The following is a 26,215-nucleotide window of genomic DNA, read 5'->3' on the forward strand; positions in this document are numbered from 1 at the left end:
CAGGGTGGGTCCATGACCACCACGACCAGGCGCAGCACCGCCCGGGTGGCCGCGCTGAGCGCGGCGGTGACGGCGTGCGCCGTCCTGCTGCTCGTGGTCGTGGCCTGGGCCGGGCTCAAGCTGGTCGACGGCTGGGGCCGCGACGAGCTGTGGCGCGACTGCGCGACCGACCCGACGGCGTCCGGGCTGCAGGGGTACTGCGTCGTGGTCAGCCGCTACCCGGCGACGCCGGTGCACTCCGAGCGGACCTACCTCGAGATCGCGCCGGTGCACGACGGGAAGCCGCTCGACTACCGGTTCAGCGCGGCCTACCCGTTCCTGGCCTCCGCGGCCGGCGCGGACCTCGACGTCGACTGGACCGCCGTCGAGCGCCAGGTCGTGGTGACCGACCCCGCCTCGGGCGCGAGCATCACCTACCTCGCGGAGCAGTACGCCGGCGGCCGCTGAGGTCGCTAGGACCGTGGGGGTCGCTGCCGCCGCGCTCCCGTCCTGCGGGAGGAGCACGGACCCGGCCGCGCCGGTTCGGCCAGCGTTCGGAGCCCGAACGAACGAGAGGACTCCTCGATGGCACTCCGATCCGACCGCGTCGTCCTGGTCACCGGCGCCTCCCGGGGCGCGGGCCGCGGCATCGCGCACGGCCTGGCCCCGGGCGCGACGGTCTACGTCACCGGCCGCACCACGAGCGAGGGCGGCGACGCCGACGGCTTCGGCGGCACGATCGCGGCCACCGCGGCCGAGATCGACGAGCGCGGCGGCACCGGTGTCCCGGTCGTCTGCGACCACGCCGACGACGCCCAGGTGGCCGAGCTGTTCGCCCGGATCGAGCGCGACCACGGCCGCCTCGACGTCCTGGTCAACAACGCGATCGCGCTGCCGTCCGAGCCGCCGGGGGAGCGCGGCTTCTGGGAGATGCCGCTGGAGTCCGAGCTGCGCCTGCTCGACGTCGGCCTGCGCTCGCACTACGTCGCTGCCCACCACGCGGCGCGGCTGATGGTCGCCCAGCGCGAGGGCCTGATCGTGCACATCTCCTCGCCGGGTGCGCGCACCCACGTCCCCGGCGTGCACACCCCGCCGTACGGCGCGGGCAAGGCCGGCTCGGACAAGATGGTCTACGACATGGCCCAGGAGCTGCGGCCGCACGGCGTCACCGCGCTCAGCATCTGGCCCGGCCTGCTGCTCACCGAGCGGGTCCAGGCGCACATCGCGGCCGGTGCGAACTTCGACGGCGGCGTCTTCCCGAGCGCCGAGACCCCCGAGTACCTGGGCCGGATCATCGCCGCGATCGCCGACGACGAGCAGCGTGCCGAGCGCACCGGCGGCTGCTTCTACAGCAGCGAGCTGGGCGAGGCCTACGGCGTGACCGACGTCGACGGCAGCAGCCCGGCGTCGTACCGCGGGTGGTTGGGGGCGCCGAGCGCCTTCACGCCGACGTATCCGACCTATGCCGAGTACGCCGTGAGCCAGGAGGGCCAGGAGGCGGTGGGGGCGTAGCGCTTCATTGCGGCTGCGGCTGCTTCGGTGCAGGGTGTCCTTTACTGATGGCATCTAGTCCGTAGGAATACCCAACGCTAGATCTTGGTGTCGTCGGGGCCCTCGTCGGTGGAGTCCAGGATCCTGAGCCGGATGCCACCTTCGCCCGAGATCTCCCGCACGGCTTGTCGGAACTTCTTGTAGCCAGCGTCATCGGAATACCTATGCACCAACACCACGTCCTGTGCCCCGCTAACCTCAGGAACCACCGTCGCGTCGACGTTGTAGCGGTCAGCGGCGAGGTCAACCACCTCGGACAGAAACTCGGTCGATGATGCGAAGGTCCTGACCCCGCCCTGACCTTCGAAGTCCCTCAGAACTTCGTCATCTGGGCGCCGGGGCCGTTGGCTACGACTTGAATGACGCAGTTGACTGAACTCGCGCGTCAGGTTCTGGACTTGACCACTAAGCACCTCCAGCATCGCCTCCTCCTTAGAGCCCGCGGCGCTGGGCTCCGTGGCCGTCAACTCCATTCCGAACTGAGTCCACATGGTGTTGCCCGCACCAGACGTGGCCTCGGCACGCCGAAGGTGTTCTGCCAGCTTCGCGACCTGATCATCTCGGTTCCACGGCTTGAGCATCGGCTCGTAGGTGTACGCATTGACGCCGCTGACGTCGAACGGGATTGGCGCCTTTGCATCACAACGCACGAGAGCCATCGGCTTGTTCACCGACGTCCGAACCCCAAGTTCAAAGAAGACGTTGGGGTTGTTGTGGCTCATGTCTCCGAGGACCATGTCCGCCCGCGCCAACTGACGTACGATTTCGGCGTGGATCATCTCGGAGCCCTGCGCGATCGGGCGCCAGGCCTCGAACCCGGCCTCCTCGACGGCGGGCACGAACAGATGCTCGAGCACGTGCAGCCAATGCTCCGAGTCGCCGTAGAGTTCGGCCTGCTCCTTCGTCGTCCTGACCGGCATGGCGATGAAGCAAGACTTGGCGGAGGCGTCAGTCATGGCGGGAGCGTAGCGGCGTCCACTGCCAACTCGAAGGGGGATCTGCACTTTCCTCACGCGGTCGTAGGAGGCCCACCCGGGTCGTCCTCCGGGCTGCGCTTCAACGTCAGGCCCCAGCCCCGCCACGCATCGCCAATCGCGCGGATGGCCTCGACCCGCTGGCCTTTCGGGACTCCGCGAAGTGCCACGAGCGCGAAGATCAGTTTGCAGATCGAAGCCGTGATCGACCCAACCAGCAGCAGAAGGAGATAAGTCATGGAGGTCTCGCTCAAGTCAGAAACTTGGGCGGGAACCGTACCTATCTCGAACCCACCGACGGGCACCTCGACCGCCGACCTCGGCAGGGGGGGGAAGGCACCGCACGAAGCATCACGCTTCGCACGGGCATAGGTATCTCCCCAGGCAGGTTCACCTTCGGGCGCCAGAGGCCGCGGGCCCGTCAGGACGATCCGTTCGGCGTGTTGCCCCCCTGCTTCTGGTAGATCTTGGCCACGAGCCCTGGCCGACTGTGGTCAACTTGGGCACGTGTCCAGCCCGCAGGAAGCCACTCGGTCCGTCTTGAGTCGCTCCACTGAGTCGCCTCGGACGATCTTGGCCTTCCACGCCGTCGTCATTGGTCTCATCCTGTCGTTCACCGTCGGGGTGACAACGACACTGGCGGTCTCGGGGGCGGCAGTTTGGATGATTCCGTGGGTCGTGGGCGTCGGCTTCCTTGGCGGTGTTGGTTACGCAGCGGCCGTGTTCTTGGTCGCGAAGGACGATCCCTCCAAACTGATGCTGGGGCAGGTGACCGGCACGGAGTATGCCGAGATCCAACGGGTCGTGCTCGGTGACAGCTCGTCTGGCGAGCACGCGACACCTATTCTCGGCACGCCTCACGCGGCCCCAGGAGTAGTGACAGTGCTCGACTCAGTTGTGGTAGAGAGCACCGCGACAATCGACGCGACGGCGGAGATAGTTGCCGCGACCCACGAGGAGGCCCAGGTGGAGATCGTCACCGACCAGCGAGAGGAAGGCGACGTCTGATGGCCTACTACGCGATTCTCGCCTCGGGTATCGACAACACCCAGCGAACCCTCGTACACGAGTCCGTCAAGGAACTCACGAAGACCTGGTGGCACCAGTGGGAAGACACATGGGTCATCGAGACCGATGCCCCCTTAACGATGATCTCGAAGCGCTTCGTTCCGTTCTTCTATCTTGCGGGATCTGAGGTCTTGATCCTCCCGCTTCGCGACCCGGAGCCAAGCAAGGCCGGTCGACGATTCGCCGGAAGGATGTCGAGGAAGAGCGCCGAGTGGTTTGAGGAGAACATGAACACTCCCGGACCCTTGCCGATCAACGAGGCATCCGCGACGGCGAGGCCCTGAGGGCTGCATCTGCTTCGCTCTCACGGGTGCTCGAAGCGGCTGACTCAGATTGGTCAGCACGAAGGCCGCAAGCGGGCGACCTGCCCTAAGCGTCCGCGGACGATCGGTCAGCGGACGTGACGGCGATCGACCGTCCGCGACAGACCGTCGACGAGGCTCCGCCGACGCTTCGCCGCGAGGAGATCGAAGCTCGCGACCGCGAGCACGGCCACCAGTTCCATGAGAGCGAACTCCGAGACTGGCGGCGCACTCTCGCCCGCGATCGGCAGGCCCGTGTCGACGAAATCGCCGCGGATGGTCGCAGCGCCCTCCGCCTCAGCCGAGCCGACGATCACGTTGCCGGCAGCCCACTCCACGATGCCCTCCCGACCACCGACTCCTCGCGCCCACGCACCTCGGCCCGGAGGTCCGCGAGAAGGGTGGTCGAAGTCATACCCGTATTAGATCAGGAGGGTCCGACATAACCCCCCGACCCAACCCGAACAGCGCTCACCGGAGCGCCTATCCCCGGACCACATCAAGCCCGAGCCAGTCGGCGAGCGCGGTCAGCTCGGCCTCGACCGCGTCGCCGACCTCGGGCTCCCAGACGCCGTCCTCGTGGACGGCGTGGACCCGGAGCACGCCGGCCTTGCGGTCGGCCTTGGCGTCGAGCTTGCCGACCAGCCGGTCGCCGTGGAGCACGGGCAGCGCGAAGTAGCCCCACCGGCGCCGGGCCGCGGGCTTGTACATCTCCAGGACGTAGTCGAAGCCGAGCAGGTCGAGCGCCCGCTCCCGGTCGTGGACCAGGCGGTCGAACGGCGAGAGGAACGCGCAGCGTCCCGGGAAGGGCGCGTCGGCACCGGCGAGCGCGTCGGGGTCGGCGCGCCACTCGCCGTCGGTGCCCGCGACGGTGACGGGGGTGCCGGGGCCGGTGCGGGCCAGGCCGAGCGCGGCGAGCTCGCGGCGGTCGAGCGCGGTCCGCGCGTCGTCGTACGGCGGGACGTCGAGGTCGCCGGGATAGACCCGCTCGGCCAGGTCGTAGACCCGCAGCTTGCCGCGTCGTCCGGTGACGGCGACGTCGCCGAGGCGAGTGAGCACCTCGAGCAGGCGGTTGACGTTCTTGTCGTTGTTCCAGCCGCTCGACGCCCACGGCACCTGGCAGGTGTCGGGCAGCTCGGCCGCGGTCTGCGCGCCGTCGGCGTCGAGCCGGGCGAGCACGTCGGCCCGGAAGTCCCCGTTGGCGGCCAGCCACGCGTGCGCGGTCGGGTGCAGCTCGCGCGGCGCGGTCGCCAGCACCAGGCCGATGTCGTCCATCGGGCGCACGAACGAGGAGTGCTCGACCAGCGAGCGCTCCGTCTCGAGCGCGAAGGTCAGGTCGGAGTGGGTGTACTCCGCGCCGAGCCGGGACCACAGCACCAGGTCGACGCTCGGCGCGACCGCCGCCGTCGGGTCGACCTGGAGCAGGGTGAGCTCGTCGACGACCTCCGCGACGGACCGGGCGCGCCGCTCGTCGAGCAGCTGCGCCCGGACCGCGATCCGCCGGGCCTGGGCGGGGTCGAGACGGAGCACCGGGGCCTGCGCCGGGTCAGAGCCGGGCCAGCGCGGCCTGCAGCGGGTCGAGGCCGAGCGAGCCGAGGTCGAGGGCCGCGGTGTGGAACGCCTTGAGGTCGAACGCCGCCCCGTGCCGGGCCTGAGCGGCCGCGCGGGCGTCGAGCCAGATCCGCTCGCCCACCTTGTACGACGGCGCCTGCCCCGGCCAGCCGAGGTAGCGGTTGACCTCGAAGCGCAGCGAGCCGTCGTCCATCCGCGAGTGGGCGCGCATGAACTCATAGGCCAGGTCGGCGTTCCAGGTCTCGCCGGGCCGCCAGCCGAACGGGTTGTCGGCCGGCACGGTGAGCCCGAGGTGGACGCCGATGTCGACGACCACCCGCGCGGCCCGGAAGCCCTGCATGTCGAGGAAGCCCAGCCGCTCGCCCGGGTCGGCGAAGTAGCCGAGCTCGTCCATCAGCCGCTCGGAGTAGAGCGCCCAGCCCTCGCCGTGGCCGCTGACCCAGCACAGCAGCCGCTGCCAGCGGTTGAGCAGGTCGGCGCGGTGGACCACCTGGGCGCACTGGAGGTGGTGACCGGGAACGCCCTCGTGGAAGACGGTCGTGGTCTCGCGCCAGGTCGAGAAGCGCACGTTCTCGTCGGTGAACGAGAACCACATCGTGCCGGGGCGGGAGAAGTCCTCGGAGGGCGGCGTGTACCAGGCACCGCCGTCGTTGACCGGCGCGACCTTGCACTGCAGGGTGCGGATCGGCTCGGCGATGTCGAAGTGCAGGCCGTCGAAGTCGGCGAGGATCGTGTCGGAGCGCTCCTGCATCCACGCCTGGAAGGCCTCGCGGCTGCCGCAGTCGCGCGCCGGGTCGGCGTCGAGAGCGGCCACGGCGTCGGCCACCGAGCCACCGGGCACGATCCGCCGGGCGGTGGCGGCCATGTCGTCCTCGATCCGGGCGAGCTCCTCCCAGCCCCAGCGGTAGGTCTCCTCGAGGTCGACGGTCGCGCCGAGGAAGTAGCGGGAGGCGAGCTGGTACTGCTCGCGGCCGACGCCGTCGACGTCGCGGCCCTGGGGGAGCAGGTCGGTCTCGATGTAGCGGCCGAACTCGGCGTACGCCGCCGAGGCCTCGCCCGCGGCCGCGCTCAGCCGGGCGCGCAGCGGCTCGGGCGCCTCGGCCACGGTGCGCCGGAAGTAGTCGCCGGCCGCGCCCTCCTGGCCGGTCCAGCCGCGCACCTGGCCGGCCACCTCGGCGTACTGGCGCTTCGCGGAGACCCGCCCCGCGGCCGCCTCCTCGCTCAACGTGGTGCGGTAGCCGGCGAGCGCGGCGGGCACGGCGGCCAGCCGCCGGCCGATCGCCTCCCACTGCTCGTCGGTCTCGGTCGGCATCAGGTCGAACACCTCGCGCACCGCGTGGAGCGCGCTGCTGATCACCGAGAACTCGCTGCGCTCGACGCCGGCGTCGGCCCGCTCGACGCTCAGCCCGACCCGCTCGAGGAAGGCGTCCTTGGCGACCTGCTCGCGTGCGTCGGCCGTGTCGAGGGCGGCGACGTCGGTCAGGGCGCGGCGGTGCAGCTCCTCGGTCGCGGCGAAGCCCTCGGGGGAGAGGTCGGGCAGCTCGCCGTCGTGGCCGGCGATGCCGGCGAAGGTCGCGGTGATGGGGTCGAGGGCGGCGAGGTCCTCGACGTACTGGTCGGTGCGGGCATCCACGCGTCGCGTCATGGGGTGAGCCTAGGCGGACGGTCCGACAGCGGTCATCCGGTTGGCGACGGGGTGATGCGGGCGATGCGCCGCCAGTGATGCTAAAGTCATCACGTGCGCACCACCGTCAACATCCACGACGGTCTCCTCGAGACCGTCAAGGCGCGCGCCGTCGAGCAGGGCATGACCCTCGGCGACGTGTTCGAGGTGGCGCTGCAGCGCTACCTGCTGGTCCCCGACGACGTGGTCGAGGACGCCGTCGAGGTCTCCCTGCCGGTCTTCCGCGGCGGCACCGGACTCGTGCCGGGCATCGATCCGACCAGCAACGCCTCGCTCTACGGGGCGATGCACGCCCAGGAGGACGCCGCGCTGGCGGCGTTGATGCGGGGCCATGTTCGTCCTTGACGCCAACGTCGTGATCCCGCTCTACCGCGGTGACCACCCGTTGCACGCCGTGGCGACGCAGTGGTGGCAGGCAACGGTCACGGCCGGCAAGGCGTTCACCGTGCCCGACCTGGTCTGGGTCGGCTTCGCGCGCATGGTCACGAACCCGCGGGTGTTCGCCGAGCCGTCGTCCTTCCGCCAGGCGTGGGAGTTCGCGGCGGCCGTGATGGCCCACTCCAAGTACGTCACCTGGTCGGGTCACCCGCGCACCATCGAGGAGTTCACCCGGCTGAGCGACGGCGCGGGGGCGCGCGCCGACCTCGTCACCGATGCCTACATCGCCGCCTGCGCGGCGACGTACGGCGGCACGGTGGTCACCTTCGACCGCGACTTCCGCAAGTTCGACGACCTGCGCGTCCTCGAGCTCTCGGCCTGACTCACGCCCCGGTCGGGTCGATCGCGCGTGCGTAGCGCTCGGCCAGGACCTGCAGGTGCCCGACCAGCGCGGCGGGCGACTCGACGCTGAAGTCGAGGCCGAGCATGCCGATCCACACCGCGACGATCTCGAGGCTGTCGCCGCCGGTGACGAGCACCGAGCGTCCGTCGGGACGCGACTCGACGACGCCGACGGCGGGGTTGATCCGGGCCAGGACCTCCTCGGCGGGCGCGTCGATGACGAGGCGGGCGTGCACGGCCCAGCCGGTGCGGGCGACCTCGCGGACGACGAGCTCGGTGAGGTCGCCGGGCAGCTCGGCCGGGGTGAAGGAGCGGCCTCCGGGCAGGCGCAGCGTCATCCAGTCGACCCGGTACGGCGCCCACGCGCCGGTCTCGGGGGAGCGGCCCACCACGAACCAGCGCCGCTGCCACGCCACCAGCCGGTAGGGCTCGATCTCGATCCGCTCGTCGTCGCGGTAGAACGCCCGCAGCCCCCGTTGGTCGCGGATCGCGGCGGCGATCTCGGTGAGCACCCCGGGCGCGACCTCGGGGTCCTCGACGTTGGAGTCGGTGTTGACCGGTCCGGCCTCGGTGGCGTCGCGCAGGGACGCGAGCTGGCGGCGCAGCCGGTCGGGCAGCACGTGCTCGAGCTTGGTCAGCGCCCGGGCGCCGCTGTCCTCGAAGCCCGCGACGCCGGTGACCGTGCGCAGCCCGACGGCGACGGCGACCGCCTCCTCGTCGTCCAGGAGCAGCGGGGGCAGCCGGGCGCCGTCCCCCAGCCGGTAGTGGCCGGCCCGCCCGCGCAGGCTGTTGACCGGGTAGCCGAGCTCGCGGAGCCGGGCGATGTCGTTGCGCACGGTCCGCTCGGTGACGCCGAGCCGCTCGGCGAGCTCGGGGGCGGTCCACTCGACGCGGTTCTGGAGCAGTCCGAGCAGCTCCAGGACCCGTCCGGAAGTTTTCTTCACACCGGTGATTTAACAGGAACGAACCGTTCCGCATTGGCTCCTAACGTCACTGCCATGAACCAGATCACGCCCTTCGTCATCGACATCCCGCAGACCGACCTCGACGACCTCCGCAGCCGTCTCGACCGCACCCGCTTCGCCCCGGCCGCCCCCGGCGACTCGTGGGAGTACGGCACCCCCGAGTCCTACCTGCGCGACATGGTCGCCCGCTGGAAGGACTTCGACTGGCGTGCGGTCGAGGCCCGCCTCAACGCCTACGACGGCTTCGTCACCGAGGTCGACGGCCAGCGGATCCACTTCCTCCACGTCCGCTCGAAGCACGAGGACGCCACCCCGCTGCTCCTCGCCCACACCTACCCCGGGTCGCAGCTCGACTTCCTCGACATGATCGACCCGCTGGTCGACCCCGAGGCCCACGGCGGCACCGCCGACCAGGCCTTCCACCTCGTCATCCCCTCGATGCCGGGCTTCGGCTGGTCCACCCCGGTCGTCGAGACCGGTTGGACGATGAAGCGCGTCGGTGCGGCGTACGACGTGCTGATGCGGCGCCTGGGCTACGACTCCTACGGCATCCACGGCAGCGACGGCGGCGCCATGGTCGGCCGCGAGCTCGCCGTCGCGAACCCCGAGGGCTTCCGCGGCGCCCACGTGCTCCACCTCTTCTCGTTCCCCAGCGGCGACCCGGCCGAGTTCGAGGGCTTCGGCCCCGAGGAGTACGCCGCGCTCGAGCACATGCAGTGGTTCCAGTCGGTCGGCGGCTACAACGCCATGAACGGCACCCGCCCCCAGACCGTCGCGGCCGGCCTCGCCGACTCGCCGGTCGCGGTGCTCGCCTACAGCGAGCTCTTCGAGAGCTTCGGCAACGGCACCAGCCTGGTCACGCCCGAGCAGGTCCTCGCCCAGGCCACGCTGTACTGGCTGACCAACACCTACGGCTCCGCGGCCCGCTACCACTACGAGGAGCAGCACTCCGGCGCCGAGCCCGTGGTCAGCACCGGACGTCTCGGCGTCGCGGTCTTCAAGGACGACTTCCAGACCATCCGGTCGCTGGCCGAGCGCGACAACGCCAACATCGACCACTGGTCGCGGTTCCCGCGCGGGGGCCACTTCGCGGCGATGGAGGTGCCGCAGGACGTCGTCGCGGACCTGCGGGTGTTCTTCGGCTGAGCCCCGAGCGAGCGCCGAACCGGCGTTTTGCGCACCAGACCTGCCCCACCTTTGACACGCTGTGACAGCGCTTCGAAGGGTGGGGCAGGTCGTCGTCTCCCCTAGGAAGTGCAGGACCCGAGCATGAAGCGCATCGTCGCCGGTCTCTCCGTCAGCCTCACGTTCAGCACCGACCCGCCGTCGAGGAGCGCGGGCGGTCGCCGCCGGAGGATCCGGACCTGCCGCCGGCGGGACGAGCGGCCGTCCCGCACGCGCCTGCGCGACCGCAGGGCCGGCGTCACCGAGGAGTAGCGAGGCGCCGCGCGCCGGCGAACAGCGCCGCCGCGACCACGGCCTCGACCGCGACGAACACCGGCGTCACCGCCGTCGTACGACGCTCGGCCAGTGCCGACGCCGCCCGGCCCGCCGCCATCCCGGCGGTGAGCACGCCCATCGTCCCCGCCGTCTCCGGCCGGACGACGAGCGCTGCGGCGATCGCGAGCGGCAGCCCGCCGTAGACGGCGCGGACCTCGGTGCGCGAGTCCGGGGTGGTGGCGGTGCCGCCGAAGGTGGCGGGGATCGTCTCGGGCCGGAGCAGCGCAACGGCGCCGAGGCCACCGTAGAAGGTGGCCGCGGCGCCGATGAGCCGGTTCATGTCAGCGCGGCAGTCCGCTGGCCCGCCAGGCACCGCGCCCGTGGGCGAGCGTGGTGCCGGGGGCGATCCGGGCGCCGCGGGCCGGGTTGGCCCACTCCGAGCGGGGCGGCTCGGGCGCCGGGGCGGCGCCGCCGAGCGAGGAGAGCACCGCGACGATGGCGGCGACCTCCTCGGGCGTGGTGTCGGGGGTGACGATCCGCAGCAGCGGGGCCGCCTCCGGTGCGGCCGCCTCGGGGGCGGCGGGCTCGCCGGTCACAGCGGGATGTTCCCGTGCTTCTTGGGCGGCAGGGTCTCGCGCTTGGTGCGGAGCAGGCGCAGGGCCTTGACCACCTCGGCCCGGGTCTCGCGCGGCATGATCACGCCGTCGATGTAGCCGCGCTCGGCCGCGATGTAGGGGTTGGCGAGGGTGGTCTCGTACTCGTCGATCAGCTCGGCGCGCTTGGCCTCGACGTCGCCGCCGGCCTTCTCGACCTCGGCCAGGGTGCGGCGGTGGACGATATTGGCCGCGCCCTGGGCACCCATCACGGCGATCTGGCCGGTGGGCCACGACAGGTTGATGTCGGCGCCGAGGTGCTTGGAGCCCATGACGTCGTAGGCGCCGCCGTAGGCCTTGCGGGTGATGATCGTGACCAGCGGGACGGTGGCCTCGGCGTAGGCGTAGATCAGCTTGGCGCCGCGGCGGATGATGCCGAGGTGCTCCTGGTCGACACCGGGCAGGAAGCCGGGGACGTCGACGAAGGTCAGCACCGGGATGTTGAAGGCGTCGCAGAACCGCACGAAGCGGGCGGCCTTCTCGGAGGCGTCGATGTCGAGGGTGCCGGCGAACTGCATCGGCTGGTTGGCGACGATGCCGACCGGGCGGCCCTCGACGCGGCCGTAGCCGGTGATGATGTTGGGCGCGAAGAGCGCCTGGACCTCGAGGAAGTCGGCGTCGTCGACGATCGTGGCGATCACGTCGTGCATGTCGTACGGCTGGTTCGGGGAGTCCGGGATCAGCGTGTCGAGCGCGAGGTCGCCCTCGTTGGGCTCCAGGTCCGCCGGCTCGTCGTACGACGGCGCCTCGTCGAGGTTGTTCTGGGGCAGGAACGACAGCAGGCCCTTGACGTACTCGATGGCGTCGTCCTCGTCGGAGGCCATGTAGTGCGCGTTGCCGGACTTGGTGTTGTGGGCCCGGGCGCCGCCGAGCTCCTCCATCGTGACGTCCTCGCCGGTGACGGTCTTGATCACGTCGGGACCGGTGATGAACATCGCCGAGGTCTGGTCGACCATGATCGTGAAGTCGGTGACCGCGGGGGAGTAGACGTGGCCGCCGGCGCAGTTGCCCATGATGAGCGAGATCTGCGGGATGACGCCCGAGGCGTGCACGTTGCGCTTGAAGATCTCGCCGTAGAGGCCGAGCGAGACCACACCCTCCTGGATGCGGGCGCCGGCGCCCTCGTTGATGCCGATGATGGGGCAGCCGGACTTGATCGCCAGGTCCATGACCTTGGTGATCTTCTCGCCGTAGACCTCGCCCAGCGAGCCGCCGAAGACGGTGAAGTCCTGGGAGAACACGCAGACCTGGCGGCCGTCGACGGTGCCGTAGCCGGTGATGACGCCGTCGCCGTAGGGGCGGGTCTTCTCCAGGCCGAAGGCGGTCGAGCGGTGCCGGGCGAACTCGTCGAGCTCGACGAACGAGCCCTCGTCGAAGAGCAGCTCGATCCGCTCGCGGGCGGTCTTGCGACCCTTGGCGTGCTGCTTCTCCTGTGCCTGGGCGGCGGGAGCGTGCACGGCCTCGTCAGTACGACGCTCCAGGTCGGCGAGCTTGCCGGCCGTGGTGTGGATGTCGATCTGCTGGTCGTCTGCCGACTGCGGCTGGGCGGTCACGTGGCCTCCTGGAACTCCTGCCACCCCGGGGTTTCCTCAGGGCGTCTGCTGCGACAGGGTAGTGCCCGTGACTCTCGGCCCGACCCAGCCCCCAGTCCGTGGACCCCTCGACGCCGCCCGGCTCGCGGAGGTGTCGGCGCTGACCCCCGACCTCTCCTTCGAGCTGCTGCCCGAGGCGCCCTCGACCAACGAGGTGGCCGCCGAGCGGGCCCGTGCGGGTGCGCACGAGGGCCTGGTCGTCGTCGCCGACCACCAGGTCGCCGGCCGGGGCCGGCTCGACCGGGTGTGGCAGACGCCACCCGGCACCGCAGTGACGTTCTCGCTCGTGCTGCGCCCCAGCGTGCCCCCGGCGTCCTGGCCGTGGCTGCCGCTGCTGGTGGGCCACAACGTGGCCAAGGCGCTCACCTCCCTCGGGTACGACGCCCGGGTGAAGTGGCCCAACGACGTGCTGCTCGACGGCGACCGCAAGGTCTCCGGGATCCTGGTCGAGCGGGTCGAGACCCCGACCGGCCCCGCCGCGATCGTCGGGGTGGGCATCAACGTGGCCACCACCGCCGAGGAGCTGCCGATCCCGACCGCGACCAGCCTGGCGATCTCCGGTCCCGGCGCGCCCGACCGCACCCAGGTGCTGCTCGCGGTCGTCGCCGCCCTCCGCGAGGGCTACGACATGTGGCAGGCCGGCGGCGAGCAGGGCACGGCGCGCCTGGCGATGTCGTACCGCTCGCACTGCGCGACGCTGGGGCGCCAGGTCCGGGTCGAGCTGCCCGGCGGCGGCGAGCTGCTCGGCAAGGCGACCGACATCGACGACGACGGCCGCCTGGTCGTCGAGACCGCCGGAGGCGCCGAGCGGGTGGGCGCGGGCGACGTGATCCACGTCCGGGCGACGGACGCTACCGACGCGTAGCGGGCTTCCGCCTGCGCGACGGGCATTTGGTGGGATGATCCCCTCGTGGCCATCTCCAAGAAGCTGCTCAACCCGGGCGAGCGCCTGATCATCAGCACGCGCCAGCACCCCAAGGCGCTCTTCGTGCCGATCCTGGCGCTGGTCGTGTTCCTCGCGATCGCCGTCGTCGCCCAGGTGAAGCTCGACAACGAGGGCTTCCAGCGCGTGCTCACGCTCATCGTGTGGGTGCTGGCGATCCTCGGCATCCTCTGGTTCACGGTCCGGCCGTTCCTCGTCTGGCTGACCACCGTGCACGCGTTCACCGACCGCCGCCTCATCACGCGCAACGGCATCGTCACCCGCCGCGGCCACGACATCCCCCTGGCCCGGGTCAGCGACATCTCGATCGAGATCAACCTGATCGACCGCCCGTTCGGCTGCGGCAGCCTGATCATCGCCGACGCGTCGACCTTCGGCACGGTCCGGCTCAACGACATCCCGCACGTCGAGGCCACCCAGCGCCAGCTCAACGAGCTGCTCCACGACCTCCACGCCCGCCCGGACGCCCGGCGGGACGAAGGTGTCTGAGGAAGGTCCCGAGAGGGCCACGCGGGGCGAGGAGCCCGAGCTCACCGCGGCGGACGTCGCCGAGCGGGCGGGCATCCCGCTCGACCAGGCACGCCGGCTGTTCCGCACGCTCGGGTTCGCCGAGCACGGGGACGAGCGGGCCTACACCCGCGCCGACGTCGAGGCGATGCGGCTGATGGTCGACATCCTCGGCGAGGGCGTGATCGACCTGGACGTCGCGCTCAACGTCACCCGCGGCGTCGGCATCACCATGGCCCGCCTCGCCGACTGGGAGGTCGGCGAGCTGGTCCAGCACGTCGACGAGGCGACCGCGGAGCGCGAGGGCGGCGACGCCGCCTGGGTGCTCGGCCGGCTGGGGGAGCGCTTCGAGGGCCTGCTGGTCTACGCCTGGCGCCGGCACCTCGACGCCGCGATCGCCCGCATGGAGTCGGTCCGCGCGCTCGACGACGACCCGCACACCACCGACCTCAGCGTCGGGTTCGCCGACATCGTCGGCTTCACCGCGCTGTCCAACGAGGTCTCCCGGGAGCGGATCGGCGAGCTCGTCGAGGTGTTCGAGTCCCGCTGCGGCGACGTCATCGCCCGCGACGGCGGCCGGCTGATCAAGAGCATGGGCGACGCCGTCCTCTTCGTGAACGACGACCCCATGGCCGCGTTCGCGACCGCCGAGGGGATCATCAACGTGATCGGCCGCGACCCGCGGATGCCCGACGTCCGGGTCGGCCTGGCCACCGGCGGCGTGGTGCTCCGGCTCGGCGACGTCTTCGGGCCACCGGTCAACCTGGCCGCCCGGCTGACCCAGGTCGCCCGGCGCAACCGGATCATCGTCGACCACGCCACGGCCGACCTCCTGCCGGCCGACAAGATCGAGTCCCGGCCGCTCCCGGCACGCCCGGTCCGGGGCTTCGGCGTGGTCGAACCGGTCGCCGTACGACGCGCCTGACCTGCGCCAAAGCAAAATTCCGCGGATTTCGCCCTCGCGGACGCCGCCACGTCCTTACCTTGAGCGTGTGATCGAGGTGCAGGACGTTCGGGTCGATCCGATGACCCGTCGCACGTGGCGTGGGGACCGCGAGATCCTGTTGTCGCGCAAGGAATTCGACCTCGTGCACGCGCTGATCCTCCGGGCGGGCTCGGTGGTCAGCCGTGAGGAGCTCATGCGCGACGTCTGGGGGGTCACCTTCTGGACGTCGTCGAAGACGATCGACGTGCACCTCGGCTGGGTCCGGCGCAAGCTCGGGGACGACACCCGCCAGCCGCACCTGATCACCACGATCCGCGGCCAGGGGCTGCGCTTCGAGCTGGCCACCGCGGCCGAGCACACCGGCTCGGCGTAAGCCTCACCGCCCGGTTAGGGTTCGGCCGTGTCCTCGACCGAACTCGCCCCCCGCATCGCCGTCATCGGAGGCGGACAGCTCGCTCGGATGATGGCCCAGCCGGCCGTCGCGCTCGGTGTCCCGCTGCGCCTCCTGGCCGAGGCCGAGGGTGTCTCGGCCGCCCAGGTGATCCCCGACCAGCAGGTCGGCGACTACCGCGACCTGGCGACGCTGCGGGCGATCACCGAGGGCTGCTCGGTGGTCACCTTCGACCACGAGCACGTCCCGACCGAGCACCTGCGCGCGCTCGCCGCCGACGGCGTGATCGCCCACCCCGGTCCCGAGGCGCTCGTGCACGCCCAGGACAAGATCGTGATGCGCGAGGCGATGGCCCGCCTCGACGCCCCCCAGCCGCGCTGGGCCGTGGTCGCCTCCGAGGAGGACGTCGCCGCGTTCGGCCTGCCGTGCGTGCTCAAGGTCTCCCGCGGCGGGTACGACGGCAAGGGCGTCTGGATGGTCCGCACCCTCGCCGACGCGGCCGAGCCCCTGGCCGCGGCCGCTGCCGACGCGGCCGCCGGCGTCCGGCTGCTCGCCGAGGAGCTCGTCGACTTCCGCCGCGAGCTGTCCGCGCTCGTCGCGCGCTCGCCCAGCGGCCAGGCGGCGGCGTACCCCGTGGTCGCGACGCTCCAGGTCGACGGCGTGTGCCGTGAGGTGGTCGCGCCCGCGCCCGACCTCGACGCCGACGCCGCGACCGCCGCCCAGCAGCTCGCGCTGCGCATCGCCGGCGAGCTCGGCGTGACCGGCATCCTCGCGGTCGAGCTGTTCGAGGCGGTCGACGCCGAGGGGCGCACCCGGATCCTCATCAACGAGCTCGCGATGCGCCCCCACAACACCGGTCACTGGACCCAGGACGGCGCCGTCACCAGCCAGTTCGAGAACCACCTGCGCGCCGCGCTCGACCTGCCGCTCGGCTCGCCCGAGCCGCGCGCCCGGTGGACCGTGATGGTCAACATCCTCGGGGGGGACAACCCGGATGTCGGCCGCCTCTACGACGGCTACCCCCACGCCCTGGCCCGGGACCCGCACCTGCGGGTGCACCTCTACGGCAAGGAGCTGCGGCCCGGCCGCAAGGTCGGCCACGTCAACGTCTACGGCGACGACCTCGACGACTGCCTGGAGCGGGCCCGGCACGCGGCGGCGTGGTTCCGCGGCGACCTCGGCAACGACAGCGACTGACGACGGCCTAGCCTTGCGCCCATGACTGCGCGCGTGGGCATCGTGATGGGCTCGGACTCCGACTGGCCGGTGATGAAGCTGGCCGCCGAGGCGCTCGAGGAGTTCGGCATCGGCTACGAGGCCGACGTCGTCTCGGCCCACCGGATGCCCGCCGAGATGCTCGCCTACGGCCAGGAGGCCGCCGGGCGCGGGCTCTCGGTGATCATCGCCGGCGCCGGCGGTGCCGCGCACCTGCCGGGCATGCTCGCCGCGGTGACGCCGCTGCCGGTCATCGGCGTACCGGTGCCGCTGAAGTACCTCGACGGCATGGACTCGCTGCTCTCCATCGTGCAGATGCCGGCGGGCGTGCCCGTCGCCACCGTCGCGATCGGTGGGGCGCGCAACGCCGGGCTGCTCGCCGTACGGATCCTGGGGGCGAGCGACCCGGCCCTGCAGGAGCGGATGACGGCCTTCCAGGCCGAGCTCAAGGCCGTCGCCGAGGCGAAGGGCGCCGTCGTCCGGGGTCAGTGACCCCGCTGGCGCCACTCGATCGCGGGGCAGGTGTCCATCACCATCGCGACGCCCGCCGCGCGGGTGCGCTCGAACGCCGCCTCGTCGACGACACCGAGCTGGAACCAGACCCCGCTCGCGCCGATCGCCACCGCCTGGTCGGCGAAGGTGCCCGCGTCCTCGGAGCGGCGGAACACGTCGACCACGTCGACCGGGAACGGGACGTCGGCCAGCGTGGCGTAGCCCTGCTCGCCCAGCACCGTCGGCGCGCTCGGGTGGATCGGCACGATCTTCTTGCCGCGCTGCTGGAGCAGCTCGGCGATCCGGTACGCCGTCCGGTCCGGGTTGCCGGACAGCCCCACGACCGCCCACGTGGTGAGCTCGTCGAGCATGAGGTCGATCGCTGCGGGATCCAGGTGCGCCGGGGTGCTCATGAGGACCCAAGGCCGGGCGCGCCCGGCTTCTTCCCGAGCGCGTCGCGCACGGCGCGGACGACCTGCTCGACGTCGGCGCCCTCGCCGGTGATCACGACGGTCGGCGTACCGGCGCCGGGGGCGGCGGCCGGCCCGTGCAGCAGGGGGAGCGCGAGCGCCAGGGAGTGGTCGAGCAGCGCCTCGGTGGCCGCGTCGTCGTCGGTCTCGCCGCGCAGCCAGCGCCGCAGCACGTGGTTGTGGGCGATGACCACGGCCGAGGCGACCAGCTCGGCGCGCAGCGGCCCGTCGGGCTCGGTGTCGAGCCAGCGGTGGATGTGCTGGGCGAACAGCCGCACGTAGCGCTGCACGCTCGCGATCTCGCGGTCCCGGATCGCCGGCACGCTGCTCGCCAGCCGGTAGCGCGCCCGCGCCGTCGGCCCCTCGGCGAGGTAGTGCGCGAGCACGATCCCGGCCGCCTCGCGCAGCGCCACCTCGTGCCCCGTCGGGGACGAGGTCGCCAGCCGCTCGCCGACCCGGCCGAGCAGCGCCTCGTGGTCGGGCAGGACGACGTCCTCCTTGCCGCGGAAGTGACGGAAGAACGTGCTGCGCCCGGTCCCGGCCCGGGCCGCGATCTCGTCGACGGTCGTCGCGTCGTAACCCTGGCCCGCGAAGAGCTCGAAGGCGGCGGCGACGAGACGGTCGCGAGAGGTGGCGGTCACGGGCACCGGCCCAGGCTAGCTCGACGGAACGCAGTCCCGCGAGTACGATACTGAGTACCGTCGATCGACCCGCAGGAGATGACCCGCCATGAGCGACTTCCCGATGTACGCCCTCTCCGAGGAGCACCAGGCCATCCGCGAGGCCGTCCGCGCGATCTGCGACGCCAAGGTCGCCCCCTTCGCGGCCGCGGTCGACGAGGAGGCCCGCTACCCGCACGAGGCCGCCGCCGCCCTCCAGGCCGCCGACTTCCACGCGCCCCACGTCCCCGAGGAGTTCGGCGGCGCCGGCGCCGACGCGCTCGCCACCGTCCTGGTCATCGAGGAGGTGGCCCGGGCCGACGTCTCCGCCTCGCTGATCCCCGCGGTCAACAAGCTCGGCTCGCTGCCGGTCATGATCGGCGGCTCCGAGGAGCTCAAGAAGCACTACCTCGGCGCCCTGGCCCGCGGCGAGGGCGGCTTCTCGTACTGCCTCTCCGAGCCCGACGCCGGCTCCGACGCCGCCAACCAGAAGACCCGCGCCGTGCGCGACGGCGACGGCTGGATCCTCAACGGCACCAAGCGCTGGATCTCCAACGCGGGGGAGTCGGAGTTCTACACCGTCCTGGCCACCACCGACCCCGACGCGCGCACCAAGGGCATCTCCGCCTTCGTCGTGGAGAAGTCCGACGCCGGCGTCTCCTTCGGCGCCCCGGAGAAGAAGCTCGGCATCAAGGGCTCCCCGACCCGCGAGGTCTACCTCGACAACGTGCGCATCCCCGGCGACCGGATCATCGGCGAGGAGGGCAAGGGCTTCGAGTACGCCATGCAGACCCTCGACCACACCCGCATCACCATCGCCGCCCAGGCCGTCGGCGTCGCCCAGGGCGCGCTCGACTACGCCCTGTCGTACGCCAAGGAGCGCCAGCAGTTCGGCAAGTCCATCGCCGACTTCCAGGGCCTGCAGTTCCTGCTCGCCGACATGGGCATGAAGGTCGAGGCCGCGCGCCAGCTGACCTACGCCGCCGCCGGCCGCTCCGAGCGGGGTGACAGCGACCTGACGTTCTTCGGTGCCGCGGCCAAGTGCTTCGCCTCCGACGTCGCCATGGAGGTCACCACCAACGCGGTCCAGGTGCTCGGCGGCTACGGCTACACCCGCGACTACCCGGTCGAGCGGATGATGCGCGACGCCAAGATCACCCAGATCTACGAGGGCACCAACCAGGTGCAGCGGATCGTCATGGCGCGCCAGCTGCTGGCCGGGGTCCAGAGCGAGATCTGAGCGGGCGGGGACTAAGTCCCGACTCTTCTGACCGGTCTGCCATTTCGGTCCCGTTCCGGCCCAGGGACGGTCCCGCGACTGTGACGCTCCGGTCATGGTTTTCTCTGATCGCACACCCCCCAGGGCGCGACGGGCGCGCCGTGCCGGCCGGACGGCACTGGCCGTCTCGGTCGGCGTCGCCGCTGCTGTCGCGCTCGCCGCGCCCGCGGCGACCGCCGTACCGATGGCCGTGCCGAGCGCCGTGCCGGCGACCTCGCCCTGCGCCGACGGTACGACGCCGGCCCTGCTGAGCTCCGTGTCGTGCGCGACCGCGGGCACCTACACCCTCGGGGTCCCGTCCGGCACCACCGACGTCGACCTCGAGGTGGTCGGCGCCGGCGGCGGCGCGGGCTATCCCGCGCGTGCGCACATCGGCGGCAACGGCGCGGAGGTCACCGGAAGCCTCACCCTCCCCGCCGGGACGGCCTACCTGCACGTCGTCGTCGGTGCCGGTGGGGGCGGCAACAACAACGGTCGAGGCTACGGCGGCGGCGGCTCGGGCATCTTCGCCCTCGACGGCAACCACGACCTGATCGCGAAGCTCGCCATCGCCGGCGCCGGGGGCGGTGGTGCGTACAACGGCGACGGCGGGAACGCCGGCTCGGCCGGCACCGCCGAGAACGTCACCTTCGCCGCGCCGGGCCAGCCGGCGATCGGGGCGAGCGGCGGTGCGGGCGGCGTCGGCAACTACAACGCCGGTGCCACGGGCGCGTCCAACAACCCCGGGGCGCCGACGGTCGCGAGCGGCGGTGCGGGCGGGCTCCACCCCAACAGCTCCGCGGGTGGCAGCGGCGGCGGCGGGTACGCCGGCGGCGGCGGCGGTGCCTCGGGCAACCAGGGCATCCTCAACGTCTACACGGGCGGGGGCGGCGGCGGCTCGTCGCTCGCCTCGGCCTATCTCTCCGGCGCCAGCATCGCGGTCCGACCCGGCACCGGCGGGATCCAGCTGCCCGGCCTGGTCGCGGGCGACGGAGCCACCGGCTCGGTCACGATGACCTTCAACGGTCTCGCGGTCCCCGGCGTGCCCACCGGCGTCTCCGCGACGCGCAAGAACGGTGCGGCGGAGGTGTCCTTCTCCGCGCCGGCCAGCGACGGCGGCTCGGCGATCACGTCCTACACGGTGAGCGCCAGCCCGGGCGATGCGTTCCGGGTCTGTCCCGGGAGCCCCTGCACGGTCAGCGGCCTGGACAACGGGACGGCGTACACGTTCACGGTCCGGGCGAGCAGCGCCAACGGCGATTCTGACGAGTCGGCCCCGTCGGCCGCGGTCACGCCCGCGACGACGCCCGGCTCCCCGACCGGTGTCTCCGCGCAGCCCGGCGACGGCGAGGCGCAGGTGTCCTTCACCGCGCCGGCCGACCACGGCGGCGCGGCGGTGACCTCGTACACGGTCACGGCGGACCCCGGACCCGCGACCGCGACCTGCTCGGTCAGCCCCTGCACCGTCGCGGACCTGACCAACGGCACCGCCTACAGGTTCTCCGTCGTCGCGACCAATGACGTCGGCGGCTCGGCTCCCTCGGCGCTCTCGGCCGCCGTCACGCCGAGCGGCCGTCCCGGCGTGCCCACCGCGGTCTCCGCGACGCCGCGGGACGGTGCGGCGGAGGTGTCCTTCACCGCGCCCGCCGGCAACGGCGGATCGGCGGTCACGTCGTACACGGTGAGCGCCGCGCCCGGCGACGCGAGCCAGACCTGCGCCGGCAGCCCCTGCACGGTCGACGGCCTGGACAACGGCACCGCGTACACCTTCACGGTCCACGCCACCAACGCCAACGGCGACTCGGACGAGTCGACCCCCTCCGCCGCGGTCACCCCCGTGGCCGTGCCGGGGGCGCCGACCGACGTCTCCGCGCAGGCCGGTGACGGCGAGGCCGAGGTCTCGTTCACCGCGCCCACCAAGGACGGCGGCACGCCGATCACGTCGTACACGGTCACGGCGGCTCCCGGCGGAGCCACCGAGACCTGTGCCGCCAGCCCCTGCACGGTGGGCGGTCTGGACAACGGCCGGGCCTACACCTTCACCGTCCAGGCGACCAACGACCACGGCGACTCCGCCGCGTCGGACCCGTCGGCCGCCGTCACCCCGCAGGGCGCCCCCGGTACGCCGACCGGCGTGTCCGCCAAAGCCGGCGACCGCCGCCTGGCGGTCACCTTCTCGGCGCCGCAGAGCGACGGCGGGTCGCCGGTCACGGCGTACACGGTGACGGTGAGCCCCGGTGGCGCGACCACGAGCTGCCCCGGCAGCCCGTGCACGGTCGGCGGCCTGACCAACGGCACGGCGTACCGCGTGACGGTCCGCGCCACCAACGCGAAGGGCGACTCGGGCGAGTCGGCCCCGTCGGCCGCGGTGACGCCGGTGGCCCCGGCGCCTCCGGTGACCCCGGTGCGGTGGTACCGCGACCCCCTGACCAAGGCCGAGCGCCAGAAGCTCGTCCCGGTGCCGGCCCACCCGGCCCGGGCAACGGGCCCGCTGCGGGCGACCAAGGCACTGCACCGCACCCGCAACGGCACGCTGGCCGTCCCCGCCCGCCAGGTCCGTGGGCACCAGCTCGGCGCCCGCCAGGGCGTGCAGGTGACCGGCCTGTTCCGGTTCGACTCGGCCCGGCTCACCCCGGCCGGACGCCGCCAGCTCGTCGTGCTCGCCCGCAGCCTGGAGAACGTCCGGGCGCTGACCTGCGAGGGCTATGCGGACTACGCCGGGAGCGTGCGTCGCGAGCGGGTGCTCGCGAAGCAGCGCGCGAAGGCGGTGTGCGCGGTGCTCAAGAGCCGCCAGCGCGGCATCGAGGTGCGGACGGTCGGCTTCGGGCCGAGCCGCCCGGCCATGATCGGCGGCAACGCGCACCAGCGCGAGGTCAACCGCCGGGTGGCGCTGCTCGTCCGGCGCTGAGCCGGCTGATGGGGGAGGGGTGCACCGGCTGCGTCAGCGCCGGTGCACCCACACCGCCAGCTCGGTCCGCGAGGTCAGCTGGAGCTTCGCCGCTCCGAACGGGGTAACAGCGAGCTGACGCTGTCTTCGGCGCGGCGGCCGGGTTCTTTGCCTCGACGTCGCCATGGAGGGCATCAACGAGATGCAGCGGGTAGTCATGGCGGGCCAGCTGCTGGTCGGGGTCCAGAGCGAGTTCGGAGGCTGGGGCCGCCGGGTGACCGTAGGCTGGTGGGGTGGCTGATGAGAGCACGTTCGACGACGTGCGCGTGGGCGGATTCGTCGCTGCGGCAGTAGGTGCCGGAGCGGGTAGCGCGGCCGACCTCGTCCTTCCAGGCTTGGGTGGCCCGCTCGGCGTGGCCGTCGCCGCCGTCGGCAATCTGGTCGGTGTCGGCATCGAGCGGCGGCAAGGACGGGCGGTCCGTGCATTCGAGGAGGCCTGCGGGTTCGCGGATCTGACGCCGAACGAGCTGTGCAACGCGGTGGGCGGCGACGACCATCGGATCGAGCTGACCCTGCGTGCGCTGTCGGCCGCTGCGGAGTCGAGGCTCGACCAGAAGGTCAGAGCCTTGGGACGGGCCCTCGCCTCAGGCGCCCTCGCGGAGCACGACGCCATCGTCGAACGAGAGACGTTCGTCGTCGATGCGCTCGCGCGGATGGAGGCACCGCACGCGAAGGTGCTGTTCATCATGGACCAACCGCCCATCCCCCAGGAGAATGGCCGCGTCTACAAGTCCGTCGATCTCGCTTGGACGGAGTCGAAACTTGTCCAACGGTACCCGCAAGCGGGCGATGTGATGGCGAGCATCATTGCGACGATGAGCGGAGTTGCCGTGATCCGGCCGCTGTCGAGCAGCGGTAGCGCCTACCAGCAGGCGGCATACGACATCAGCGACTTCGGGCGGCTGGTGCTGGGGCGTCTTCTCGAAGCGGGCCTTCGCGTTGACCGGTAGGCCGACAGCACGCCGCCGTCAGCGCCGGTGCACCCACACCGCCAGCTCGGTCCGCGAGGTCAGCTGGAGCTTGGCCAGCGCGTTGCGCACGTGGGTCTCGACCGTGCGCACCGACAGCACGAGCTCGTCGGCGATCTGCTGGTTTGTCTTGGGGGTCGCGACGAGCTGGACGACCTCCCACTCGCGCTCGGTCAACCCCGCCGGTACGGCGCGCGTGCCGGCGATGAGCGCGGTCGCGCGCCGCAGCGGCCCCGGCAGGTCGAGGGCGGCGAGCTCGGCGGCCGCGGTGCGGGCCAGGTCGTGGGCCTCGGCAGGGTGCGCGGCGGCGAGGAGGTCGGCGAGCTCGAGGCGGTCGACGGCGGCGGCGGGACGGGCGCCCATCCGGTCGTCGACCTCGATCGCGGTGCGGAAGTGCTCGGCGGCGCGGGACCGGTCGCCGTACGTGCGGGCGAAGAGGCCGAGCCAGCAGTCGGCGCTGCCGACGAAGTAGGGGCCGCCGCTGCCGTCGGCCGCGCCGTGGCCGCTCATCGGCAGCAGCAGGGTGTGCACGGTGCGGGCGGTCTCGGCGTCGTCGAGGTTGACCGCGGACAGGCCGATCATGGCCAGCGTCGGGGCCCAGCGCGGGCCGCGCGCGAGCCGGCTCGGGAGCGAGCGGAGGGCGGCGTGCTGGCGCTCGGCGCCGGCCCGGTCGCCGAGGGCGAAGCGCAGGCGTGCCCGCATCGCGCGGACGAGGGGGAGCGGCGGGGCGTGCTCGAGGCCGGCGACGAGGTCGGGCGCCAGCTCGTCGGCGGTGCCGCGGACCAGGGCGACGTTGACGCGCAGCGCCATCTGGACGCCGATCATCGAGATGTCGTCGGTCTGGAAGGCGATCACGTCCGCCTGCTCGCACAGGCCGAGCACCTCGTCGTAGTCGCCGACCGCCTGGGCCCGCAGCCCGCGCAGCCGCAGCGCGTGCCAGCGGGCGACGGGGGAGCCGCGGCGCTGCGCGACCCGGTCGACGGCCTCGATGACGGCGTCGAGCTCGTCGAGGCGGCAGCGCTGGAGCACCTGGTCGGCCCGCCACAGGTGGCCCCACAGCTCGCCGATGGTGGTGTCCGCCGACCGGCCGAGGACGACGGCGCGCTCGGCCAGCACCGCCCGCTCCTCCAGTGCGGCCGGGTGGCAGAGCGCGAAGTGCCGGGCGGCGACGGCCTCGAGCTCTGCGGCCCGGTCGCCGCTGCGCTCGGCCAGCGCGAGGGCCTCGGCGGAGAGCGCGTCCGCCGAGGGCAGGTCGTCGGCGGGCTCGGTGGCGGCCTGCTCGGCAGCGGTGACGGCGAGCTGGGCGAGTAGCCGGGCCCGGGTCGCCACCGCCCCCTCCGGCAGTACGGCGAGCGCGCGGCGGCTCATCTCTCCCGCGGCCACCGCGGCCGGCGAGGCGCCCATCCCCTGGGGGACGAGCGCGAATGCCGCCATCGTCGCGGCGTCCCCGGCCGCCTCGGCCAGGTCGATGCCCTCCCGGCAGGCGTCGAGCGCGGGCAGGGGCTGGCCGGCCGCCCAGGCGTGGCGGGCGAGGTCGAGGAGCAGGGCGATCCGCTCGGTGCCGGGCAGGTCGCCGGGCGCGACGTCGAGGGCGAGTCGGCAGAAGTCCGCGGCCTGGCCGGGCGAGAGGTGCGCCGCGGTGTGCACGGCCGCGTCCCGCGCGGCGGCGAAGCAGCGCCGGGCCGCGTCGGCGTCGTCGCCCGCGGCGCGCCAGTGCAGGGCCACGGCGCCGGCCAGGGCGGGATCGCCGGTCGCGTCCAGGGCCGCCGCGGCGGCGGCGTGGGCCGCGCGGCGGGTGGCCGGGGCGAGGTCGGCGGCGATGGCGTCGCGGACCAGTGCGTGGCGGAAGGCGACCGTGCCGTCGCCCTCGCCGAGGAGGTGCCGGGCGGCGGGAGACCCGACGTGGCCGGCCACCTCGTCGTCGCTGTGGCCGGTCGCGGCGGCCAGGACGTCGAGTCGCAGGTGCTCGCCGAGGACGGCGGCGAGACCGACCGTGCGCCGTACGTCGTGGGGGAGGGCGCGGAAGCCGGAGGTCAGCAGGCCGCGCAGCGTCGGCCGCGCGGCGAGCAGCTCGCCGAGGCCCTGGTCCAGGGAGCCCGCGGGCGTGCTCAGCAGGCTGCGGACGAAGAACGGGTTGCCGTGGGTCGCGACGAGGAGGTCGGCGGCGTGCTCCTCCCAGGCCGGGGCCTCGTGGCGCAGCCAGTGCGCGAGCGCGTCGTGGTCCAGCCCGTCTAGCTCGACCACGCTCACCGCGCTGGAGCGCAGCAGCCCGGTCCAGGGGCCGGGCTCGTCGCGGGCCGTGGCCACCACGAGCACCGGCAGGCCGGGCAGCTCGGGAAGCAGGTGCCGCAGCAGGTCGACGGTGGGCGCGTCGGCCCACTGCAGGTCGTCGACCACCAGGAGCAGGGGCCGCGCGGCACCGTCCGCGGCGAGCGCCCGGCGGACCCGCTCGGCCAGCCGGAAGACGCCCGGCTCCGCCCCGGACCCCGGGTCGTCGAGCGCGGCCGCCAGCCCGGGCAGCTGCTCGGCGAGGCGGTGCCAGGGCCACAGGGGCGGAGCGCCGCGGTCGTCGACGCAGTAGGTCCGGGCCGTCGTCATGCCCGCGTCGGTGGCGGCGTCGCGGGCCGCCTGGGCCAGCCGGCTCTTGCCGATGCCGGGCTCGCCGGTGACGACCGCGAGCCCGCCGCGCCCCGCGAGCGCCGCCGCGCGCAGCGCGCCGAGGACGGCGAGCTGGGGCTCGCGGCCGAAGGCCTCCGCGGCGCTCACCGGCCCAGTATCGCGCCGCGGGCGCCGGTTGCGTGGTGGATCTGCGTGCCAGCACTGAGGCGCGCGGGACGGCGCCGGCGCAGAGTCGGCCGG

At 72.8% G+C, this 26,215-nt stretch carries 29 protein-coding genes; 17 read left to right on the forward strand and 12 right to left on the reverse strand.

Annotated elements, in window-relative coordinates:
- Window positions 1–12: 12 nt before the first annotated feature.
- On the forward strand, window positions 13–447 hold the full coding sequence (locus tag CCO04_RS14130; protein ID WP_215814761.1) for a hypothetical protein: 435 nt from the start codon (window positions 13–15) through the stop codon (window positions 445–447).
- 117 nt (window positions 448–564) lie between these two features.
- On the forward strand, window positions 565–1,491 hold the full coding sequence (locus tag CCO04_RS14135; protein ID WP_215814762.1) for an SDR family NAD(P)-dependent oxidoreductase: 927 nt from the start codon (window positions 565–567) through the stop codon (window positions 1,489–1,491).
- A gap of 77 nt (window positions 1,492–1,568) precedes the next feature.
- Here CCO04_RS14135 and CCO04_RS14140 read toward each other — a convergent pair whose 3' ends face one another.
- The gene (locus tag CCO04_RS14140; RefSeq protein WP_215814763.1) at window positions 1,569–2,486 is read right to left on the reverse strand and encodes a nucleoside 2-deoxyribosyltransferase; all 918 of its coding nucleotides are present in this window, start codon (window positions 2,484–2,486) and stop codon (window positions 1,569–1,571) included.
- 53 nt (window positions 2,487–2,539) lie between these two features.
- Entirely contained in the window at window positions 2,540–2,758 is a 219-nt protein-coding gene (locus CCO04_RS14145; RefSeq protein ID WP_215814764.1) for a hypothetical protein, read from the reverse strand.
- 253 nt (window positions 2,759–3,011) lie between these two features.
- Between CCO04_RS14145 and CCO04_RS14150 the strand changes: the two genes are divergently transcribed.
- Window positions 3,012–3,512: a hypothetical protein gene (locus tag CCO04_RS14150; RefSeq protein WP_215814765.1), complete on the forward strand. Its 501-nt coding sequence runs from the start codon at window positions 3,012–3,014 to the stop codon at window positions 3,510–3,512.
- A complete protein-coding gene (locus CCO04_RS14155) occupies window positions 3,512–3,856 on the forward strand; it encodes a hypothetical protein (protein WP_215814766.1) in 345 nt (114 codons plus the stop codon). The genes CCO04_RS14150 and CCO04_RS14155 overlap by 1 nt, the downstream gene beginning before the upstream one ends.
- 107 nt (window positions 3,857–3,963) lie before the next feature.
- Here CCO04_RS14155 and CCO04_RS14160 read toward each other — a convergent pair whose 3' ends face one another.
- The 3 genes from CCO04_RS14160 to CCO04_RS14170 all read right to left on the reverse strand — a co-directional run bounded on the left by CCO04_RS14160 (window position 3,964) and on the right by CCO04_RS14170 (window position 7,091).
- A complete protein-coding gene (locus CCO04_RS14160) occupies window positions 3,964–4,212 on the reverse strand; it encodes a hypothetical protein (RefSeq protein WP_215814767.1) in 249 nt (82 codons plus the stop codon).
- Window positions 4,213–4,357: 145 nt separating this feature from the next.
- Window positions 4,358–5,404, reverse strand: a complete 1,047-nt coding sequence (locus tag CCO04_RS14165; protein ID WP_215814768.1) for a DNA glycosylase AlkZ-like family protein — start codon at window positions 5,402–5,404, stop codon at window positions 4,358–4,360.
- Window positions 5,405–5,420: 16 nt separating this feature from the next.
- On the reverse strand, window positions 5,421–7,091 hold the full coding sequence (locus CCO04_RS14170) for a DUF885 domain-containing protein (protein WP_215814769.1): 1,671 nt from the start codon (window positions 7,089–7,091) through the stop codon (window positions 5,421–5,423).
- A gap of 93 nt (window positions 7,092–7,184) precedes the next feature.
- Between CCO04_RS14170 and CCO04_RS14175 the strand changes: the two genes are divergently transcribed.
- Window positions 7,185–7,475, forward strand: a complete 291-nt coding sequence (locus CCO04_RS14175) for a CopG family transcriptional regulator (RefSeq protein ID WP_215814770.1) — start codon at window positions 7,185–7,187, stop codon at window positions 7,473–7,475.
- Window positions 7,462–7,890, forward strand: coding sequence for a TA system VapC family ribonuclease toxin (locus CCO04_RS14180; RefSeq protein ID WP_215814771.1), 429 nt, complete (start codon window positions 7,462–7,464; stop codon window positions 7,888–7,890). The genes CCO04_RS14175 and CCO04_RS14180 overlap by 14 nt, the downstream gene beginning before the upstream one ends.
- Window position 7,891: 1 nt before the next feature.
- Here CCO04_RS14180 and CCO04_RS14185 read toward each other — a convergent pair whose 3' ends face one another.
- On the reverse strand, window positions 7,892–8,854 hold the full coding sequence (locus CCO04_RS14185) for a YafY family protein (RefSeq protein ID WP_215814772.1): 963 nt from the start codon (window positions 8,852–8,854) through the stop codon (window positions 7,892–7,894).
- Window positions 8,855–8,908: 54 nt separating this feature from the next.
- Between CCO04_RS14185 and CCO04_RS14190 the strand changes: the two genes are divergently transcribed.
- Together CCO04_RS14190 and CCO04_RS14195 are read left to right on the forward strand one after the other, a co-directional pair.
- Entirely contained in the window at window positions 8,909–10,021 is a 1,113-nt protein-coding gene (locus CCO04_RS14190) for an epoxide hydrolase family protein (protein ID WP_215814773.1), read from the forward strand.
- Window positions 10,022–10,144: 123 nt separating this feature from the next.
- On the forward strand, window positions 10,145–10,312 hold the full coding sequence (locus CCO04_RS14195; protein WP_215814774.1) for a hypothetical protein: 168 nt from the start codon (window positions 10,145–10,147) through the stop codon (window positions 10,310–10,312).
- Here the strand turns inward: CCO04_RS14195 and CCO04_RS14200 are convergent.
- From CCO04_RS14200 to CCO04_RS14210, 3 genes are read right to left on the reverse strand one after another with little or no spacing between them, the layout of a single operon-like run.
- Window positions 10,299–10,655, reverse strand: coding sequence for a DUF4345 family protein (locus tag CCO04_RS14200; protein WP_215814775.1), 357 nt, complete (start codon window positions 10,653–10,655; stop codon window positions 10,299–10,301). The two genes, CCO04_RS14195 and CCO04_RS14200, sit on opposite strands and share 14 nt — an antisense overlap.
- 1 nt (window position 10,656) lies before the next feature.
- On the reverse strand, window positions 10,657–10,911 hold the full coding sequence (locus tag CCO04_RS14205; protein ID WP_215814776.1) for an acyl-CoA carboxylase subunit epsilon: 255 nt from the start codon (window positions 10,909–10,911) through the stop codon (window positions 10,657–10,659).
- Window positions 10,908–12,521, reverse strand: a complete 1,614-nt coding sequence (locus CCO04_RS14210; RefSeq protein WP_215814777.1) for an acyl-CoA carboxylase subunit beta — start codon at window positions 12,519–12,521, stop codon at window positions 10,908–10,910. The genes CCO04_RS14205 and CCO04_RS14210 overlap by 4 nt, the downstream gene beginning before the upstream one ends.
- A gap of 67 nt (window positions 12,522–12,588) precedes the next feature.
- Between CCO04_RS14210 and CCO04_RS14215 the strand changes: the two genes are divergently transcribed.
- From CCO04_RS14215 to purE, 6 genes are all read left to right on the forward strand, one after another.
- On the forward strand, window positions 12,589–13,425 hold the full coding sequence (locus CCO04_RS14215; protein WP_257752033.1) for a biotin--[acetyl-CoA-carboxylase] ligase: 837 nt from the start codon (window positions 12,589–12,591) through the stop codon (window positions 13,423–13,425).
- Window positions 13,426–13,470: 45 nt separating this feature from the next.
- Entirely contained in the window at window positions 13,471–13,992 is a 522-nt protein-coding gene (locus CCO04_RS14220) for a PH domain-containing protein (RefSeq protein WP_215814779.1), read from the forward strand.
- Window positions 13,985–14,935, forward strand: a complete 951-nt coding sequence (locus tag CCO04_RS29825; RefSeq protein ID WP_215814780.1) for an adenylate/guanylate cyclase domain-containing protein — start codon at window positions 13,985–13,987, stop codon at window positions 14,933–14,935. Before CCO04_RS14220 ends, CCO04_RS29825 begins: the two co-directional genes overlap by 8 nt.
- Window positions 14,936–15,035: 100 nt before the next feature.
- Window positions 15,036–15,329: a winged helix-turn-helix domain-containing protein gene (locus tag CCO04_RS14230; protein WP_252373164.1), complete on the forward strand. Its 294-nt coding sequence runs from the start codon at window positions 15,036–15,038 to the stop codon at window positions 15,327–15,329.
- Window positions 15,330–15,356: 27 nt separating this feature from the next.
- Window positions 15,357–16,544 (forward strand): 5-(carboxyamino)imidazole ribonucleotide synthase, encoded by a 1,188-nt coding sequence (locus CCO04_RS14235; RefSeq protein WP_215814782.1) that lies wholly within the window; start codon window positions 15,357–15,359, stop codon window positions 16,542–16,544.
- 21 nt (window positions 16,545–16,565) lie between these two features.
- Window positions 16,566–17,054, forward strand: coding sequence for a 5-(carboxyamino)imidazole ribonucleotide mutase (gene purE, locus CCO04_RS14240; RefSeq protein ID WP_215814783.1), 489 nt, complete (start codon window positions 16,566–16,568; stop codon window positions 17,052–17,054).
- On the opposite strand, the gene CCO04_RS14245 is transcribed toward purE, so the two are convergent.
- Both CCO04_RS14245 and CCO04_RS14250 read right to left on the reverse strand, forming a co-directional pair.
- Window positions 17,048–17,467 carry a CoA-binding protein gene (locus CCO04_RS14245; protein ID WP_215814784.1) on the reverse strand — a complete coding sequence of 140 codons (420 nt, stop codon included), beginning with the start codon at window positions 17,465–17,467 and terminating at the stop codon, window positions 17,048–17,050. The genes purE and CCO04_RS14245 overlap by 7 nt on opposite strands.
- Entirely contained in the window at window positions 17,464–18,171 is a 708-nt protein-coding gene (locus CCO04_RS14250) for a TetR/AcrR family transcriptional regulator (RefSeq protein ID WP_257752031.1), read from the reverse strand. Before CCO04_RS14250 ends, CCO04_RS14245 begins: the two co-directional genes overlap by 4 nt.
- An 82-nt stretch (window positions 18,172–18,253) precedes the next feature.
- On the opposite strand from CCO04_RS14250, the gene CCO04_RS14255 reads away from it, so the two are divergent.
- The 3 genes from CCO04_RS14255 to CCO04_RS14265 all read left to right on the forward strand — a co-directional run bounded on the left by CCO04_RS14255 (window position 18,254) and on the right by CCO04_RS14265 (window position 23,338).
- Complete coding sequence (locus CCO04_RS14255; protein ID WP_215814785.1) at window positions 18,254–19,423, forward strand: acyl-CoA dehydrogenase family protein; 1,170 nt, start codon at window positions 18,254–18,256, stop codon at window positions 19,421–19,423.
- A 94-nt stretch (window positions 19,424–19,517) separates the two neighbouring features.
- On the forward strand, window positions 19,518–22,349 hold the full coding sequence (locus tag CCO04_RS14260; protein WP_215814786.1) for a fibronectin type III domain-containing protein: 2,832 nt from the start codon (window positions 19,518–19,520) through the stop codon (window positions 22,347–22,349).
- A 272-nt stretch (window positions 22,350–22,621) separates the two neighbouring features.
- A complete protein-coding gene (locus CCO04_RS14265; RefSeq protein ID WP_215814787.1) occupies window positions 22,622–23,338 on the forward strand; it encodes a hypothetical protein in 717 nt (238 codons plus the stop codon).
- An 18-nt stretch (window positions 23,339–23,356) separates the two neighbouring features.
- On the opposite strand, the gene CCO04_RS29495 is transcribed toward CCO04_RS14265, so the two are convergent.
- Window positions 23,357–26,122, reverse strand: a complete 2,766-nt coding sequence (locus tag CCO04_RS29495; RefSeq protein WP_215814788.1) for an AAA family ATPase — start codon at window positions 26,120–26,122, stop codon at window positions 23,357–23,359.
- Window positions 26,123–26,215 lie beyond the last annotated feature (93 nt).

This window comes from Pimelobacter sp. 30-1 (assembly GCF_018831735.1).
GTDB lineage: Bacteria > Actinomycetota > Actinomycetes > Propionibacteriales > Nocardioidaceae > Nocardioides.

What these genes read in the sequence shown, in the direction of transcription:
- CCO04_RS14200 (WP_215814775.1), bottom strand. Translation starts at nt 10,655, where the DNA reads ATGAACCGGCTCATCGGCGCCGCGGCCACCTTCTACGGTGGCCTCGGC.
- CCO04_RS14195 (WP_215814774.1), top strand. Translation starts at nt 10,145, where the DNA reads ATGAAGCGCATCGTCGCCGGTCTCTCCGTCAGCCTCACGTTCAGCACC.
- CCO04_RS14255 (WP_215814785.1), top strand. Translation starts at nt 18,254, where the DNA reads ATGAGCGACTTCCCGATGTACGCCCTCTCCGAGGAGCACCAGGCCATC.
- CCO04_RS14130 (WP_215814761.1), top strand. Translation starts at nt 13, where the DNA reads ATGACCACCACGACCAGGCGCAGCACCGCCCGGGTGGCCGCGCTGAGC.
- CCO04_RS14245 (WP_215814784.1), bottom strand. Translation starts at nt 17,467, where the DNA reads ATGAGCACCCCGGCGCACCTGGATCCCGCAGCGATCGACCTCATGCTC.
- CCO04_RS14190 (WP_215814773.1), top strand. Translation starts at nt 8,909, where the DNA reads ATGAACCAGATCACGCCCTTCGTCATCGACATCCCGCAGACCGACCTC.
- CCO04_RS14170 (WP_215814769.1), bottom strand. Translation starts at nt 7,091, where the DNA reads ATGACGCGACGCGTGGATGCCCGCACCGACCAGTACGTCGAGGACCTC.
- CCO04_RS14260 (WP_215814786.1), top strand. Translation starts at nt 19,518, where the DNA reads ATGGTTTTCTCTGATCGCACACCCCCCAGGGCGCGACGGGCGCGCCGT.
- CCO04_RS14135 (WP_215814762.1), top strand. Translation starts at nt 565, where the DNA reads ATGGCACTCCGATCCGACCGCGTCGTCCTGGTCACCGGCGCCTCCCGG.
- CCO04_RS14140 (WP_215814763.1), bottom strand. Translation starts at nt 2,486, where the DNA reads ATGACTGACGCCTCCGCCAAGTCTTGCTTCATCGCCATGCCGGTCAGG.
- purE (WP_215814783.1), top strand. Translation starts at nt 16,566, where the DNA reads ATGACTGCGCGCGTGGGCATCGTGATGGGCTCGGACTCCGACTGGCCG.
- CCO04_RS14155 (WP_215814766.1), top strand. Translation starts at nt 3,512, where the DNA reads ATGGCCTACTACGCGATTCTCGCCTCGGGTATCGACAACACCCAGCGA.
- CCO04_RS14230 (WP_252373164.1), top strand. Translation starts at nt 15,036, where the DNA reads ATGACCCGTCGCACGTGGCGTGGGGACCGCGAGATCCTGTTGTCGCGC.
- CCO04_RS14180 (WP_215814771.1), top strand. Translation starts at nt 7,462, where the DNA reads ATGTTCGTCCTTGACGCCAACGTCGTGATCCCGCTCTACCGCGGTGAC.